Genomic DNA, 15624 nt, shown 5'->3' on the forward strand with positions numbered 1-15624 from the left:
GGCCTCAGCGCGTACGAGATGGGGCAGGGCGTACGGGAAGGACAGGAAGGGACGCACGCGCGCCCACGCGGCACCACAGGGCCACAGAGGCGCCACAGGCCCGCAGGGACCCCGGAACGCCGCCGGGACAGCACCCGACCCCTCTGCCACGCCAGGCCCGCGTCACACCAGGCCCCGCGCCACACCAGGCCCCGCGCCACGCCAGGCCCGCCTCACATCAGGCCCGCGTCACGCCAGCGAGGCGCCAGGCACCTGCTCGCACCGCCGCGCCAACACCACCCGCGCTCAGCCTGCGCAGGCCGCCCAAAGGCCCCGCGCAGGCGTAGCGCAAGCCCACCCCGCCGCTCAGGCGTCGATGTGGTCCCGATCCACCTCGGCCGCACTGCTGACGATGAACTCTCGCCGAGGCGCGACCTCACTCCCCATCAGCAGGTTGAAGATCCCCTCAGCCCCTTCGGCATCCTCGATCCGCACCCTCCGCAGAATGCGGTGACGCGGATCCATCGTGGTCTCCGCGAGCTGATCGGCGTCCATCTCGCCCAGACCCTTGTACCGCTGCACCGGGTCCTTCCACCGCTTGCCCCGCCGCTCCAGGTCGCGCAGCACCTTCTGCAGCTCGGCGTCGGAGTAGCAGTAGATGTACTTCTCCTTGCCCCGCCCCGGGTTGGTCAGCTCGATGCGGTGCAGCGGCGGCACGGCGGCGAACACGCGCCCGGCCTCCACCATGGGCCGCATGTAGCGGTGGAAGAGGGTGAGCAGCAGGCAGCGGATGTGCGCGCCGTCGACGTCGGCGTCGGCCATCAGGATGACCTTGCCGTAGCGGGCGGCCTCGATGTCGAAGGAGCGCCCCGAGCCGGCGCCGACGACCTGGATGATCGCGGCGCACTCGGCGTTCTTGAGCATGTCGCTCACGGACGCCTTCTGCACGTTGAGGATCTTGCCGCGGATCGGCAGCAGCGCCTGGAACTCGGAGTCGCGGGCGAGCTTGGCCGTGCCGAGGGCGGAGTCTCCCTCAACGATGAACAGCTCGCTGCGGTCGAGGTCGTCGCTGCGGCAGTCGACCAGCTTGGCGGGGAGCGCGGAGTTCTCCAGCGCGCTCTTGCGGCGCTGGTTGTCGCGGTGCTCGCGGGCCGCGATGCGGGCCTTGGCGGCGGCGACGATCTTCTCCAGCACCGCCCGCAGCGGCTGCTTGTAGCCGCGCGGCGGGTTGGTGAACAGCTCCTTGAGCTCGCGCGAGACCACGTGGGCGACGATGCGGGTGGCCGCGGAGGTGCCGAGCACCTCCTTGGTCTGCCCCTCGAACTGCGGCTCCGGCACCCGGACGGTGACCACGCCGGTCAGGCCTTCCGAGATGTCGTCCTTGGTGACGGGATCGTCGCCGTTCTTGAGCAGGCGGGTCTCGCGCAGCAGCTCGTTGATCGTGCGGACGAGGCCGCGTTCGAAGCCCGTCAGGTGGGTGCCGCCCTTGGGGGTGGCGATCACGTTGACGAACGAGCGCACCGTGGACTCGTAGCCCTTGCCCCAGCGGACCGCCACGTCGACGCTCAGCTCGCGCTGCACCTCGGTGGGCGTCATGTGGCCCTGGTCGTCGAGGACGGGCACGGTCTCGTGGAAGTGGCCGACGCCCTGCATGCGCAGCACGTCGCAGACGGGCTCGTCGCGGGCCAGGAACTCGGCGAACTCGGAGATGCCGCCCTCGAAGCGGAACTCCTCCTCGATGCGCTCCTCGTGCCTGCTGTCGTAGACGGCCAGGGTCAGGCCGGGCACCAGGAACGCGGTCTGCCGCAGGCGCACGTGGATCTCGTCGAGCGAGACCTCGGCGTCGGGCAGGAAGATCTGCGTGTCGGCCCAGAAACGCACCCGGGTGCCGGTGACGGTCTTGGGGATCTTGGCGCCCAGGCGCAGGCCGGACTTCTTCTTGAACTTGGCCGCGGGCCCCTCGCCGTCGAAGACGCCGGTGACGCCGCGGCGGAAGCTGATCTCGTGCACCACGCCGCCGTGGTCGACCGACACGTCGAGGCGCGAGGACAGCGCGTTGACCACGGACGCGCCCACGCCGTGCAGGCCGCCGGAGGCCCCGTAGGAGCCGCCGCCGAACTTCCCGCCCGCGTGCAGCTTGGTGTAGACGAGCTCCACCCCGGTCAGGCCGGTCTTGGGGTGGACGTCGACCGGGATGCCCCGGCCGTTGTCGCGGACCTCGATGGACCCGTCCGCGTAGAGCTCTACCTCGATCCGGTCGCAGTGACCTGCCAGCGCCTCGTCGACGCCGTTGTCCACGATCTCCCAGAGGCAGTGCATGAGCCCGCGGCTGTCGGTGGACCCGATGTACATGCCCGGGCGTTTCCGCACGGCCTCCAGGCCCTCAAGCACCGAGAGGTGACGAGCCGTGTAACCCGCCTCCACAAGCGTCACTCCAGCTCCCCTGGTCTAGGCATCGAACACGTGTGCGTAGCCTACCGTTCTTCCCCTACGCGCGCGTACAAGCTTGCCATGGCGTCACGTTTGCCGTTACCAACCGGCTGATCGTCATTACTTTGGGACACATTCCGCTCTGGGCGTAGCGAGGGGGCGGTTGGGAACGTCCAGGTCCGGTTAGATGTTGTTCCAAGTGACTGACGCCAGATCCTCGCTTCGGCGGGGGTGACCCGAAAGGCGATACGTGACTGGAGCTCTCGCCCCCGTTAAGCCGCTGACGGCCCTCGACCGCTGCGACCGCTGCGGCGCCCAGGCCTACATTCGCGCGACCCTGCCTGTAGGTGGGGAGCTGCTGTTCTGCGCCCACCATGGGCGTCAGCACATTGCAGCGTTGCGCGAAAAGGGTGCCGACATCCTGGACGAGTCGGCTCGACTCAGCGAAACCCCAACCATTGCCCCCAACGACGAGCGCTGACCCGCGCTGGTCGTGATGAGATAACCACATATTGCATGATCAGTACGGCGACCCCGAGACACCTCGGGGCCGCCGTTCTGCTTATTCTGGGAGAAACGCACGCCCGGGCGTGTCGCGGCGCCTTCCCAGCTCATCGCACCCGGTAGTGGTACCGGCCCGCGTCCTCGAACCCCTCGCCGCGATAGAGCGCCTGAGCCGCCCCGTTCCCCGCCGTCACCACCAGATAGGCGGACGGGACCCCCGCCCGTGCCACCAGCGCCCGCAGCACCACCCGCGCCAGCCCTCTCCGCCGCGCCTGGGGCAGCGTGGCCATGCAGTAGATCCCGAGCGTGTCGCCCTGCGGAACGCCCCGCCCGACGGCCAGCACCGCCCCGTCCTGCTCGTACGCCGCGTACCAGGCGGGCACCCCGGCGCAGATCCGCGCGGCCTCCTCCAGGCCGCTGCCGTACCGCCCGTCCACGGCCCACCAGGCCTCCAGCCATTCCGGCCACGGCCGCTCCGAGATCCGCACCCCCGGCGCGGGCTCGCCCTTGGGCCGGCCGGACATCACGAGCGTGGGGTCCACCAGGTCGTACCCGCGGCGCTCCAGCTCCTCGTCCAGCCCGGCGGGCGCCGAGGTGCCGACCGAGAAGACGCAGCGCTGCCCGCGCGCGCCGTAGAACGCCTCCGCCGCGCGGATGGCGCCGTCCAGGTCGGCGGGCGGACGGGTGGCGAGCACGGAGTTGGCGCGCTTCGTCACCCCGCCGGCGTGGCGGAACACCCACCCGTCGTGGGGCTGCTGCTCGTACGCGGGCCAGGCCTCATGGACAAGACGGTCGAAATCCATCCCGGCAGGTTAACCGTCCCGAGGCCGGGCGGGGTCCGCCGGGTAGGGCGCCGACCTGGGCCAATAGGGTATGGGGCTGTGTTGATTCTGTTGCCGCCGTCCGAGGGCAAGGCCGCGGAGGGCAGCGGGCCTCCCGTGGGTGAGCTGTCCTTTCCCGCTCTCGGCAAGCACCGCACGCGGGTGCTGAACGCGCTGGTCCGCGCCTCCAAGCGCCGGGACGCCCTCGACGTGCTCGGGCTGACGCCGGGGCTGGCGGGCGAGCTGGCCAAGAACGCGGCACTGAAGAGCGCCCCCACACTGCCCGCCGCCGCGCTCTACACCGGCGTGCTCTACGACAATCTCGGCCTGGAGACTCTGGACGAGGAGTCGAGGAAGCGGGCCGAGGAGTCGGCGCTGATCTTTTCCGGGCTGTGGGGTGTGGTGAAAATCACAGACCTCATTCCGCCTTACCGGCTCTCCATGGGGGTCAATCTGCCGTCTCTCGGCGGGCTGGCCGCCTTCTGGCGGCCCAAGGTGACCAAGGAACTGGACGGGATCCCGGGGCTGGTGGTGGATCTGCGCTCCGCCACGTACGCGGGCGCGTGGCAGCCCGGCTCGCGGTCGGTCACGGTACGGGTCTTCCGCGACGGCAAGGTCGTCAGCCACATGGCCAAGGCCACCAGGGGCGAGATCGCCCGCGCCCTGCTGCGCCAGGAGACGGCCCCGGAGAGCCCCGACGAGCTGGCCAAGATCCTGGACGACCTCGGCTACACGGTGGAGCTGGCCGAGCCCGCGCGTCCCACGCGCCCCTGGGCCCTGGACGTGCACGTCACCGACCCCACCTGACCGCGCGCCCCGGCCAGAACACCGCACGCGCCCCCGCAGACACCGCGCGCCGCCACAACACCGCATGCCCCGCAGAAAAACCGAACGCCGGAAAACCGAACGCCCCACCGGGAACTCCCGGCGGGGCGTGCGGATCAAGCGAAGCGTGCCGTATCAGTCCAGGTAGTCACGCAGAACCTGGGACCGCGACGGGTGGCGCAGCTTGGACATGGTCTTCGACTCGATCTGGCGGATGCGCTCACGGGTGACCCCGTAAACCTTGCCGATCTCGTCCAGCGTCTTCGGCTGACCGTCGGTGAGGCCGAACCGCATCGACACGACGCCCGCCTCGCGTTCCGACAACGTGTCGAGAACGGAGTGCAGCTGCTCCTGCAGCAGCGTGAAGCTGACGGCGTCGGCCGGCACGATGGCCTCGGAGTCCTCGATGAGGTCACCGAACTCGCTGTCGCCCTCCTCACCCAGCGGGGTGTGCAGGGAGATGGGCTCGCGGCCGTACTTCTGGACCTCGACGACCTTCTCGGGCGTCATGTCCAGCTCGCGGGCCAGCTCTTCCGGCGTGGGCTCGCGGCCCAGGTCCTGCAGCATCTGCCGCTGGACGCGGGCCAGCTTGTTGATCACTTCGACCATGTGGACCGGGATGCGGATGGTCCGCGCCTGGTCGGCCATGGCACGCGTGATCGCCTGCCGGATCCACCACGTGGCGTAGGTGGAGAACTTGTAGCCCTTGGTGTAGTCGAACTTCTCCACGGCCCTGATCAGACCCAGGTTGCCTTCCTGGATCAGGTCGAGGAAGAGCATGCCGCGGCCGGTGTAGCGCTTGGCCAGCGAGACCACGAGCCGGAGGTTGGCCTCCAGCAGGTGGTTCTTGGCCCGGCGGCCGTCCTCGGCGATCCACTCCAGCTCGGCCTTGACGTCGACCGGCAGGTTGTCGGTCTCGCCGCCGCCGAGCTGCTCCTCGGCGAACAGGCCCGCCTCGATGCGCTTGGCCAGCTCGACCTCCTGCTCGGCGTTGAGCAGGGGGACCTTGCCGATCTGCTTGAGGTAGTCCTTCACCGGGTCGGCGGTGGCGCCGGCGGCGGCCACCTGGGCCACCGGAGCGTCATCGTCGTCGTCGGAGAGGATCAGGACCTCTTCCTCGGTCTTCTGCACCGCGGCCACGTCGGCGGCCTTGGGCTCCTCTTCGGAGTCGTCGTCGGAGTCTTCGCCCTCGGACTCGGACTCGTCCTCGGCGACGATCTCCTCGTCGACGTCGATGTCCTCGAGGTCCTCCAGCTCCACGTCGCCGTCGAGCTCGATGTCCTCGTCGTCGTCCGACTCGCCCCGCGGGGCGTCGGGCGCCTTCGGCTTGGTGGTGTCGGCAGGCCCAGCGTTCTTCTGCTCGGCCTTCTTGGCGGCGGCGGGTGCCGCGGCCTTCTTCGCCGCCGGAGCGGCCTTCTTGGCAGGGGCCGCCTTCTTGGCGGCCGGCTCGGCTTCAGCGGTGCCCACGACCGCGGTCACGGTCTCGGGCTGCTGCTCTTTGGCGGCCGCCGCCGTCTTGGTCTTGACGGGGGCGGCGGTGCGGCGCTTTGCTGGACCACGAGACTTCTTCGGCGCAGCCGAATCCGCGGCGGTCACCACCACGGTCACGCCCTCTTTGCTGAGGTTCCGCAAGAACGCGGCGGCGTGCGACATGGGGATGTCCGCCTCCTCGAAGGCCTGACGGACATCCTCAGACTCGAGGAAACCCTGCGAGCGCCCACGCTCGAGCAGTCGCTGAATGACGGGCTCGTTCAGCTCTTGTGGCTTCGAGCGAGTCGAACTTGCAGGCGACACGAACACCTCTCGAACGAACGCGTGGCGACAATGGACCCAGATGCCCGCTGGGGGGCTGTTGCCTCTCTCGGAGATCGGTGAGGCCGTGCGGACCGCGACGGACCTGCACAGCATTGTGGCACGACCCCGCACTCCATACGGCCACCTCCCGGCGGTTGACCTCCACCCTAGGCCGACCGAGACAGTAGTGCGTACGTAAGCGGGGCACTGATACCCGAAAGCAACCGTTATGACTGTTTCATTCAGTCACTCTTCGTGGCTGGTGGGACGTGAATTGCTAGCGCGGTAACGTCATCGTCCTGTTCATATCCAGACAACATCCGGTCAACCAGGAAGTCCAGCAGCATGTGAGGACTACTCACCACCTCAGGCGGCGCTTCGGTCACAACACTGCAAAGCTCGGCGAGTCCGGCGTCCAGCCCCCGCTTCCGGTTCTCGACGAGACCGTCGGAGTAGAGCACGGCGGTATGGCCGGGCGGCACCACGAACCGGAACTGCCTTCGGCTGGTCGGCCAGCCTAGCGGAGTGCCCGGCTCGGCGTCGCACAGGATCGCCGTGCCCTGGGGAGAGACCAGGACGGGTGGCGGGTGACCGGCCAGGGCCAGCGTGCCCTCGCCGGTGACGGGCTCGACCACCATGTACGCCAGCGTCGTGACCTGCTCTTCCTCCTCCGTGGCCTCGAAGACCCGGTCGAGGCCTGTGAGCACGGCCGCGGGCGGCGGGTTGGTCAGCGCCAGGGCGCGCATGGCGTTGCGGATGCGGCCCATGCCGGCCGCGGCCTTGACACCCTTGCCCATGACGTCGCCGACGACCGCCGCGACCCGCCCGTCCTGCAGCACGAACGCGTCGTACCAGTCACCGCCGACCTGCACGTGGCGGCTGCCCGAGCGGAAGCGCTGGGCCAGCACCAGGCCCTTGACCACCGGCAGGCGGTCGGGCAGCAGGCTGCGCTGCAGCGTCTCGGCGGTGCGGTGCTCGCGCTCGAAGAGCGTGGCCCGCTCCACGGCCAGCGCGCACTGGCCGGCCAGCGCCTCCAGGAAGACGCCGTCCTCCTGGGAGATCTTCTGCGGCCTGGTGAAGGAGAATCGGAGCGCTCCCAGGGCGCGGCCCGCGGCCAGCAGCGGCAGGCCCACCCAGGCCCGCTCGTCGCCGTGCGCCAGGAAGCCCGCCAGCACCTCCTCGTCGCCGCCCGCCTCCAGGAGCTGGGCCTTGAGCGACTCGGGCGACTCGGCGAACACGGGCCGGCGACTGTTGACGGCCATGGTCATCACGTTGGAGTGGGACAGCGGGATCTCGTCGCCCGTCGCCCCCGAGGCCTCCAGGATGCCCTCGCCGTTGATCAGCTTGAGCGCGGCGCGGTCGGTGTCGAGCAGCGCGACCGCCGAGCGGTCTGCGGCCAGGGCGGTGCGGCCCACGTCGATGATGACCTGCACGACCTGCTCGACCGTGAGCGCCTCCGCGAGCATGGCGGTGGCGCCCTGCAGCCGGGCGGTGCGCAGGGCGGCGGCGCCGAGCTGGTCGGTCAGCCTGCCGCGCATCTCCTCGGCCTCGCGCTGCGGCGTGACGTCGGTGTTGGCGCCGACCCACTCGACCACCCTGCCGTGGCGGATGATCGGCACGGCCCGCACCTCGAAGTGGCGGTAACCGCTGGCGCGGGTGCGCACGCGGTAGTTCCACTCGAACATGGTGCGGCCGCGCAGCGCCTCGCGCCACGCCTCCTCGGTCTGCTGGCGCTCCTCGGGATGCACGACCTCCAGCCAGCCGCTGGCGAGGTACTCCTCAAGGCCCTGGCCGGTGATGGCGCGCCACTGCGGCGCGTCCTCGACGACCGCGCCGGTGGGCGAGGTGATCCAGACGAGCTGGGACTGCGCCTCGACCAGCGAGCGGTAGCGCTCCTCGCTGCGGCGCAGCGCCTCCTCGGTCTGGCGGCTCTCGGTCACGTCGAGGCCGACCAGCGCGACGGCGCGCAGCTCGCCCGCGTCGTCGTGGACCGGCGAGAACGACAGCGACCAGTGCCGGGTGTCGCCCTCGGCGGAGCGCACCCGCACGCGGCCCTCGGTCACCGGGGCGTCGGTCTCGATGACGGCCTGCACGGCGTGGGTGATGATCTGACTGAGGTCGGCGGCCAGCACCTCGACGGGCTGGCGGCCCACCATGCGCTCCGCGGGCACGTTGACGACATCGCTGAACACGTCGTTGACCCGCTGGACGCGGCTGTCGGCGTCGAAGAAGGCGAAGGCGAACTCTGCCTCCGACAACATGCCCTTGAAGAGGGCGGAGTCTGAGATGTCCACATCCGACTCCCGGGGACGGGGAACGGAGGTCTCGGCGCTCATGGTCCGCACCTCCGTCGCGTGCCAGGGTCTCCCACGCGGCACATCTCCATAACTGTGTATCGGCGTAGCGCAGCTCCGGGCGACCGGATCCTGCAGTACATCATCGACGATGGGCATGTACGGACGGAAGCCCCCGCCGTGGCCCGGTCGACTCTAGGGTCTACGCATCCTGTCAAAGTCGCTCCACGTTGCGCAGCAAGATCAGGTTACAGCGTCACATCGCCGGGCCCGGATCGCCGTGGCGGACGCCCGTCAGGCTACTGCCCCTGCTGGCTCTTCGCCGCCTGCTTGGCCTCCTGCTTGGTGGCCCGCACGAGGCCCAGGCTGTCGGCGTCGACCACGTCGGCGACCGACCGGTGCGAACCCTCCTCGCCGTAGAGCCCGGCCGCCTCACGCCAGCCTGACGGCTGCACCCCCAGCTGCTTGCCCAGCAATGCCAAAAAGATCTGGGCCTTCTGCTTGCCGTATCCCGGCAGGGCCATGAGTCGTTTCAACAACTCTTTGCCGTCGGCGACGCCGGCCCAGATCTTCTCCGGCTGCCCGTCGTAGTGCTCGACGAGGTAGGCCGCGAGCTGCTGCACCCGGCCCGCCATGGACTTGGGATAGCGGTGCACGGCCGGTTTCTCCGCCAGCAGCGCGACGAACGCCTCGGGGTCGTAGGAGGCGATCTCCTGTGCCGTCAGGTCGCGCCCGAGCCGCTGGGAGATCGTGTAGGGCCCCGTGAACGCCCACTCCATCGGGATCTGCTGGTCGAGCAGCATGCCGACGAGCAGGGCGAGCGGGCTGCGGCCGAGGAGCTCGTCTGCCTCGCTCCGCTGGGCGAGCTGGATGCGCATGGAGACAGCTTCGCATGAAAGCTCGCCGGGTGAAGTGAACACAGACGTCGTGGAGCCTTGACACGGGCCGGAGAAAAGATGAAATGAGAGCGCAAGTCGCCCTGCTGACATTCCTGGGGGTTTGCCCCTGGGGTTCCAGAGGAATCTCACTTCTATGCTCGCTCTGGCCACACGGTTCCTGCGGGAGCCGGTCAGTCTCAGGCTGGCCGAAGAGTTCCTGACCGTACCCGTGGACACGATCGACCGCTGCGTGGCCGACGTGTGCGCGTGCGCACAGCATCTGGGCATCTCCGCCACGCCCGAGATCGTGGAACGCATCGCCCGCGAGCACCTGCTCGCGATCGTGAATTCCGCGCCTCCTCCCCGGGGCCTCCGCTAGGACATCAGGGAGATGCGGGACAAGGCGGGTGGACGCTCGGCGTGCCCGCAGAAAGCGCCTTCCCCGATAACATCGGGGTCACCAGGCCGTGTTCTCCGCACCGTCAGCGCCTGGAATACGAGAGAGTGAGGGTGTGCGCCGACACCGACGAGATCCCCGGGAGAGCACCCCGCCAGACGACGTGTTCAAGGAGATGGTGCAGGCGGCTCGCGAGCTGCTGGCCGTACGCACCCCTCTCGACGCGGAGCTGATGGTCTCCGACATGATCGGAGCCTGGTGGGGCAGGCGGGTCAGGGGCGGCGACGTCGAGCAGGTGCTCGGTGAGGGGCTGGTCGACTACGCGGCCAAGGCCGGCACGCCGGCCTCGCTGACGTTGCTGATCTGCCTGGCCTATCTGGGCACGGCCCGGCAGGGCGCCAAGGCCGAGGGCGCGGCGCTGGCGATGATGGAGTCGGGCGTGGCCAGGCCGGGCTGGGCCGACCGGGTGGGCGCGGTCAAGCCGGCCGGCTGCTACGTCTCCCGCGACGCCTACGGCGACCAGGACACCGTGATCTGCACGTTCGCCTACCGCTGGAACGACAGCGAGCAGCCGATCGACCGCCACGCGCTGGTCATGGTGGTCGACCACAACATGAGCGGCATGGCCCGCGACGCCTGGGTGTCCTCCCAGGTCGACAAGCTGCTGGAGCAGGCCAGGGCCGAGGCGGCGGGCAACCCGCTGCTGCTGTTCGAGGAGATCCAGCCCGAGCAGGCCAGGGCGCTGCTGGAGTCGGCGATGAAGGCCACCAGGGAGCCGAAGACGCCGCCGCCGGTGAGCGAGAGCTACAGCGCCTACCACGCCTTCGCCCGCGCCCGGCTCAAGGCGCTGCCGCCAGGGCGCAAGCGGCCCGCGCCGCTGCACATCGAGGCCCCGTACAGCAGGGAGCGGCGGGCCATGCTGGCGGCGGAGTTCCTGGCGTCCGACGCGGCCGAGCACCTGTCCGACCCGTCGGCGGCCTCGCGCTGCGCCGACCACATCATCGACTACGGCTGCGAGCAGGACTTCAACCGGCCGCTGCGGGTCAGCCCGACCAAGTGCGAGACGTTCCTGCTCGACTGGCTGCCGCGCAAGGTGATGCTGAGCGTGGCGGAGCAGGAGGCGATGCCGCACGTGCTGTCGGCGTGGGTGCGCTTCGCCGCCCACCGGTCGGGGCTGCCCGAGCAGGGGCTGAAGGCCACGCTCGACGCGGTGTGGGAGGCGACGGGCAAGTTCCCCGAGGCCTACCGCGACCCGACGTCGTTCGGGCTCGACCGGCCGCTGCTGGAGCGGCTGCTGCCGGACGGCGACCTGTCGGCGCTGGCCAGGCGGGCCTTCGCGTTCCCGTACTTGCAGGGCACGCACAACGGCATCGACCTCGACAAGCTCGACCCGGCCGACCAGGCCGACCGGCGCACGTTACTCGAGATCGACCACGGCGGCGTGATCGACCAGGAGCACCTGGCCTGGCACGAGGAGATCGCGACGAGGCTGTGGGACGGCGATCCGCCGCAGCTCTGGGAGGCGGCGCAGCGCCTGCTCGACCTGGGGCACGACCGCCACGACGTGCTGCACGTGCTGATCGAGATCGCCGAGCGGATCGGCGGCGATCCGGAGGAGCTGGCCGCCGCCCTCGACGACATCGCCGACATCCCGGACGAGTTCTGAAAAATGGCGATGTACGAGCGGCTGAGCGAGGGCCGTTATCTCGCCTCGGAGCACACGCAGGGGCCGTGGGACCCGCGCACGCAGCATCTGGGCCCGGTCACCGCGCTGGTCGCGCACGAGCTGGCGCGCACCGCGCCCCGCCCAGGGCTGGAGCTGTCCAGGCTGGTGGTGGACGTGTTCGCGCCGGTGCCCGTGGCCGAGCTGGAGGTGGCGACGGAGGTCGTCCGCGACGGCAAGCGGGTGCAGTGCCTGTCGGCGAGCGTGTCGTCCGGCGGCAGGGAGTTCGTCAGGGCCACCGCGTGGCGCATCCGCGAGGCCGACACCCCGCCCACGCCGGCCGGGCAGGCGCCGCCGATCCCGTCCCGCGAGGAGGAGCACGCGCGCTCGTGGCTGCAGTCCGGCTTCGGGTACGGCAAGGCGCTCGACTGGCGCTTCGTCACCGGCGGCCCCCTGGAGCTGGGCCCCGCCACGGTCTGGGGCAGGCTCACGATGCCGCTGGTCGAGGGCGAGGAGACGACGCCGGTGGAGCGGGTGGCGGTGTTCGCCGACAGCGGCAACGGCGTCAGCCTCGCCCTCGGCTTCGACACCCACGTGTTCGTCAACGTGGACCTGACGATCTCGCTGTTCCGCGCGCCGGTGGGCGAATGGGTCTGCATGGACGCGGAGACCGTCATCGGCCCGTCGGGCCGCGGCCTGACTCGTTCCACTTTGTTCGACGTGGCAGGTGAGATCGGCACGGCCACCCAGACGCTGTTCGTCGCGCCGAGGCAGTGACAACCGCCATGATGGACGCATGGTGATCGACCTCAACGCGGACCTCGGCGAGGGCTTCGGCATCTGGAAGCTGGGCGAGGACCTCGCCCTGCTCGACATCGTCACGAGCGCCAACGTGGCGTGCGGCTTCCACGCGGGCGACCCGGTGACGATCAGACGCACGTGCGCCGCGGCCGTCGATCGGGGCGTGGCGATCGGGGCGCAGGTGTCCTACCGGGATCTGGCGCACTTCGGGCGCAGGGAGATGGACGTCGAACCGGAGGAGCTGTGCGCCGAGGTGCTGTACCAGCTCGCGGCGGTCGACGGCATCGCCAGGGCGATGGGCGGCCGGGTGTCCTACGTCAAGCCGCACGGCGCGCTGTACAACCGGATCTGCCGCGACGAGCAGCAGGCGGCGGCGGTGATCGAGGCGGTCGCCGACTACGACCCCTCGCTGCCGGTGCTCACGCTGCCCGGCTCCGTGGTGCACAAGGTGGCGGCGGCCGAGGGCGTGCCCACGGTGAGCGAGGCGTTCGCCGACCGCGCGTACACGCCGCAGGGCATGCTGGTGCCGCGCAGGGAGCGGGGCGCGGTGATCCACGACGCCGCCACGGTGTCCGCCCGCGCCTGCCAGATGGCCGTGGAAGGCTCTGTGACGGCCGCTGACGGAAGTTCCGTGCCCATCGCGGCTCGTTCCATCTGCGTTCACGGCGACACGCCTGACGCGGTCAGGCTGGCGCAGGGGGTGCGTGACACGCTGCTGGCGGCCGGAGTGGTCCTTCAGGCGTTCGCGTGATCAGGACGGCCGGGGAGCACGCGCTGCTCGTGGAGACCGGGTCGCTGGAGCTGTCGCACCGGCTCGACGCGGCGCTGCGGGCCGAACGGCCGGACGGGGTCGTGGAGATCGTGCCGGGTCCTGAGACGGTGCTGGTGGTGGCTCCCGGAGCGGATCAGGCGCTGCTGCGGGCGCGGCTGGAGCAGGTCGCGCGCAGGGAACGTGACCAGGTCGGCGCGGGGGCCGGCGAGGAGCAGCCGCTGGTGACGATTCCCGTCGTCTATGACGGGGCCGATCTCGATTCCGTGGCGGAGCTGGCGGGGATCTCCACCGCCGAGGTGGTCGAGCGGCACACCGGGCGGGAACTGGTGGTGGGGTGGCTGGGGTTCGCGCCCGGGTTCGCCTATCTGACCGGGCTCGATCCGGTGCTGCGGACGCCGCGGCTGGAGACGCCGCGCACCTCGGTGCCCGCCGGGTCCGTGGCGGTGGCGGGGCCGTACTCGGCGGTGTATCCGGCGGCGTCGCCCGGCGGGTGGCGGCTGCTCGGGCGGACCGCCTTGCGGGTGTGGGACGTGGCGGGCGATCCGCCGTCGTTGTTCCGGCCGGGCATGCGCGTGCGGTTCGAGGCGGCATGATCGAGGTCGTGACGCCGGGGCCGTACGCGACGGTGCAGGATCTGGGCAGGCCTGGTCACGCCCATCTGGGGGTGCCCCGGTCGGGGGCGGCCGACGCGCCGGGCCTGCGGCTTGCCAACCGGCTGGTCGGCAACGCCGAGACGCTGGCCGGGATCGAGCTGACCTTCGGCGGGGCGCGGCTGCGCTTCCTCGACGGGGCCTGGGCGGCGCTGACCGGGGCGCCCCTGGTGGCGGCGTCGATCGAGACGTCCGGCGCCCGCGCCCTGAGCGTGACCGAGGCGTCCGGCGGGCGTGCCGTGGGCGTGACCGAGGCGTCCAGCGCCCTGAGCGTGACCGAGGCGTCCGGCGCCCGCGCCGTGGGCATGGGTGCGCCGTTCTGGGTGCCCGCGGGTGGTGAGCTGCGGCTGGGGGCGCCGGCGTGGGGGTTGCGGACGTATCTGGCGGTGCGCGGCGGGATCGCGGTCGAGCCGGTGCTCGGCAGCCGCTCCACCGACTCGCTGTCAGGGCTGGGGCCCGAGCCGCTGCGGGCGGGCACGCTGCTGCCGGTCGGGCGGCCCGAGGGCGTGATCTCCGTGGATCTCGCGCCGCCGCCGGGCCCCCGGCCCGCCGTGGTGCGCGTGCTGCCGGGGCCGCGCGACGACTGGTTCGTGCCGGAGGCGATGGCGGAGCTGTGCGCGCTGCCGTACCAGGTGACGCCCGACAGCAACCGCGTCGGCGTGCGCCTGCGCGGCCCGCGCCTGGAGCGGGCCAAGGACGGCGAGCTGCCCAGCGAGGGCATGGTCACCGGAGCCGTGCAGGTGCCGCCGAGCGGGCAGCCGATCGTGTTCCTGGCCGACCACCCGCCGACCGGCGGCTACCCGGTGATCGGCGTCGTGCCCGAGGCCGATCTGCCGGTCATCGCCCAGCTCAGGCCGGGCGAGGAGGTGCGGTTCACCACGCGACGCGGCCTGTGACGCAGGTGGCGCGGTTCACAACAGGCGGGTGCGGTTCACAGCTCGACCTGGCCCGTGACGCAGGTGATCACGTCGCCGCCCACCCAGACGGTCTCGTCGTCGCCGACGGAGATGTGCACGCGGCCCTCCCGCCCGATCGCCGTCCCCTGCGCGGCCACGTACGGGGCCTTGGTCCGGCCCGTGCGCAGCAGCCACTGCGCGAGGGAGGCGTTCAGGCTGCCCGTCACCGGGTCCTCCACGGTGGCGCCCTGCAAGGGGAAGAAGGCCCGCACCTCGAACGCGCACGGCGACCCCTCCGGGTGCGGCCCCACCACGCCGATGTCGTGCGGCACCGTGCCCGGACGCAGCGCGAGGACGGAGTCGGCGTCCTTGAGCAGCAGGCCGACCCAGCCGGGGCCGTTGTCGGCCCACTCGGCGTCCACGACGTCGTCCCGCGTGATCCCGAGCGAGGCGACGACCTGGTCCAGGAACTCCTCCTCCACCGGCCCCGAGCGGATCAGCGGCGGCGCCTGGAACGCGAGCCCGGCGTCCGTGGCGTCCACGGGGACGAGCCCGGCGCCGCACTCCTGCACGACCCGGCCCGCCTGGCGCGGCTCTCCCCCGGCCTCCAGCCAGGCGTGGCAGGAGCCGAGCGTGGGGTGCCCGGCGAAGGGCAACTCGGTGTCAGGGGTGAAGATCCGCACCCGGTAGTCGGCCTCGGGCGTGGTCGGCGGCAGCAGGAAGGTGGTCTCCGACAGGTTCGTCCAGCGGGCGAAGCGCCGCATCTCCTCCGTGCTCAGCCCGTCGCCGTCGATCACGACCGCCAGCGCGTTTCCCGTGTACGCCCGGCCGCCGGCGAACACGTCGACTTGCGTGAATCTCCGCAACATACTCCGGAGTCTCCCAGACGGGTCTTTCCCCGTTAACACACCGCCCGCAGA

At 71.0% G+C, this 15624-nt stretch carries 14 protein-coding genes; 8 read left to right on the top strand and 6 right to left on the bottom strand.

Annotation, left to right across the window (positions count from 1 at the left end):
- Positions 1–345: 345 nt before the first annotated feature.
- A complete protein-coding gene (locus tag FXF51_RS47080) occupies positions 346–2412 on the bottom strand; it encodes a type IIA DNA topoisomerase subunit B (protein ID WP_148441336.1) in 2067 nt (688 codons plus the stop codon).
- 247 nt (positions 2413–2659) lie between these two features.
- Between FXF51_RS47080 and FXF51_RS63170 the strand changes: the two genes are divergently transcribed.
- Positions 2660–2890, top strand: coding sequence for a hypothetical protein (locus FXF51_RS63170; protein ID WP_080046306.1), 231 nt, complete (start codon positions 2660–2662; stop codon positions 2888–2890).
- Between the two features lie 130 nt (positions 2891–3020).
- Here the strand turns inward: FXF51_RS63170 and FXF51_RS47090 are convergent, their stop codons facing one another.
- Positions 3021–3716, bottom strand: coding sequence for a GNAT family N-acetyltransferase (locus FXF51_RS47090; RefSeq protein ID WP_148441337.1), 696 nt, complete (start codon positions 3714–3716; stop codon positions 3021–3023).
- Positions 3717–3794: 78 nt separating this feature from the next.
- Here FXF51_RS47090 and FXF51_RS47095 point away from each other — a divergent pair, with 78 nt between their 5' ends.
- Positions 3795–4541 carry a YaaA family protein gene (locus FXF51_RS47095; protein WP_187414964.1) on the top strand — a complete coding sequence of 249 codons (747 nt, stop codon included), beginning with the start codon at positions 3795–3797 and terminating at the stop codon, positions 4539–4541.
- A gap of 153 nt (positions 4542–4694) precedes the next feature.
- On the opposite strand, the gene FXF51_RS47100 is transcribed toward FXF51_RS47095, so the two are convergent.
- From FXF51_RS47100 to FXF51_RS47110, 3 genes are all read right to left on the bottom strand, one after another.
- Positions 4695–6353: an RNA polymerase sigma factor gene (locus tag FXF51_RS47100; RefSeq protein ID WP_148441338.1), complete on the bottom strand. Its 1659-nt coding sequence runs from the start codon at positions 6351–6353 to the stop codon at positions 4695–4697.
- Between the two features lie 242 nt (positions 6354–6595).
- Positions 6596–8689, bottom strand: a complete 2094-nt coding sequence (locus FXF51_RS47105) for a SpoIIE family protein phosphatase (RefSeq protein ID WP_148441339.1) — start codon at positions 8687–8689, stop codon at positions 6596–6598.
- A 257-nt stretch (positions 8690–8946) separates the two neighbouring features.
- A complete protein-coding gene (locus tag FXF51_RS47110) occupies positions 8947–9525 on the bottom strand; it encodes an HhH-GPD-type base excision DNA repair protein (RefSeq protein WP_148441340.1) in 579 nt (192 codons plus the stop codon).
- Positions 9526–9679: 154 nt separating this feature from the next.
- Here FXF51_RS47110 and FXF51_RS47115 point away from each other — a divergent pair, with 154 nt between their 5' ends.
- The 6 genes from FXF51_RS47115 (at position 9680) to FXF51_RS47140 (ending at position 14704) form a co-directional block, all read left to right on the top strand.
- The gene (locus FXF51_RS47115; protein WP_148441341.1) at positions 9680–9904 is read left to right on the top strand and encodes a hypothetical protein; all 225 of its coding nucleotides are present in this window, start codon (positions 9680–9682) and stop codon (positions 9902–9904) included.
- Between the two features lie 193 nt (positions 9905–10097).
- Positions 10098–11588: a hypothetical protein gene (locus FXF51_RS47120; protein WP_262380311.1), complete on the top strand. Its 1491-nt coding sequence runs from the start codon at positions 10098–10100 to the stop codon at positions 11586–11588.
- A gap of 3 nt (positions 11589–11591) precedes the next feature.
- Positions 11592–12362 (top strand): thioesterase family protein, encoded by a 771-nt coding sequence (locus FXF51_RS47125; RefSeq protein WP_148441342.1) that lies wholly within the window; start codon positions 11592–11594, stop codon positions 12360–12362.
- Positions 12363–12381: 19 nt separating this feature from the next.
- Positions 12382–13137, top strand: a complete 756-nt coding sequence (locus tag FXF51_RS47130) for a LamB/YcsF family protein (RefSeq protein ID WP_148441343.1) — start codon at positions 12382–12384, stop codon at positions 13135–13137.
- Complete coding sequence (locus FXF51_RS47135; RefSeq protein WP_148441344.1) at positions 13134–13751, top strand: 5-oxoprolinase subunit B family protein; 618 nt, start codon at positions 13134–13136, stop codon at positions 13749–13751. The genes FXF51_RS47130 and FXF51_RS47135 overlap by 4 nt, the downstream gene beginning before the upstream one ends.
- Positions 13748–14704, top strand: a complete 957-nt coding sequence (locus tag FXF51_RS47140) for a biotin-dependent carboxyltransferase family protein (protein ID WP_148441345.1) — start codon at positions 13748–13750, stop codon at positions 14702–14704. The genes FXF51_RS47135 and FXF51_RS47140 overlap by 4 nt, the downstream gene beginning before the upstream one ends.
- Positions 14705–14739: 35 nt before the next feature.
- Here the strand turns inward: FXF51_RS47140 and FXF51_RS47145 are convergent, their stop codons facing one another.
- Complete coding sequence (locus FXF51_RS47145) at positions 14740–15573, bottom strand: PhzF family phenazine biosynthesis protein (protein ID WP_148441346.1); 834 nt, start codon at positions 15571–15573, stop codon at positions 14740–14742.
- Positions 15574–15624 lie beyond the last annotated feature (51 nt).

The sequence above is a fragment of the Nonomuraea sp. PA05 genome, from assembly GCF_008086045.1.
Classification (GTDB): Bacteria; Actinomycetota; Actinomycetes; order Streptosporangiales; family Streptosporangiaceae; genus Nonomuraea; species Nonomuraea monospora.

Bases quoted from the DNA above. Each gene is read 5' to 3' on its own strand.
- FXF51_RS47090 (WP_148441337.1), bottom strand. From the start codon at position 3,716: ATGGATTTCGACCGTCTTGTCCATGAGGCCTGGCCCGCGTACGAGCAG.
- FXF51_RS47105 (WP_148441339.1), bottom strand. From the start codon at position 8,689: ATGAGCGCCGAGACCTCCGTTCCCCGTCCCCGGGAGTCGGATGTGGAC.
- FXF51_RS47110 (WP_148441340.1), bottom strand. From the start codon at position 9,525: ATGCGCATCCAGCTCGCCCAGCGGAGCGAGGCAGACGAGCTCCTCGGC.
- FXF51_RS47115 (WP_148441341.1), top strand. From the start codon at position 9,680: ATGCTCGCTCTGGCCACACGGTTCCTGCGGGAGCCGGTCAGTCTCAGG.
- FXF51_RS47120 (WP_262380311.1), top strand. From the start codon at position 10,098: ATGGTGCAGGCGGCTCGCGAGCTGCTGGCCGTACGCACCCCTCTCGAC.
- FXF51_RS47125 (WP_148441342.1), top strand. From the start codon at position 11,592: ATGGCGATGTACGAGCGGCTGAGCGAGGGCCGTTATCTCGCCTCGGAG.
- FXF51_RS47130 (WP_148441343.1), top strand. From the start codon at position 12,382: ATGGTGATCGACCTCAACGCGGACCTCGGCGAGGGCTTCGGCATCTGG.
- FXF51_RS47140 (WP_148441345.1), top strand. From the start codon at position 13,748: ATGATCGAGGTCGTGACGCCGGGGCCGTACGCGACGGTGCAGGATCTG.
- FXF51_RS47145 (WP_148441346.1), bottom strand. From the start codon at position 15,573: ATGTTGCGGAGATTCACGCAAGTCGACGTGTTCGCCGGCGGCCGGGCG.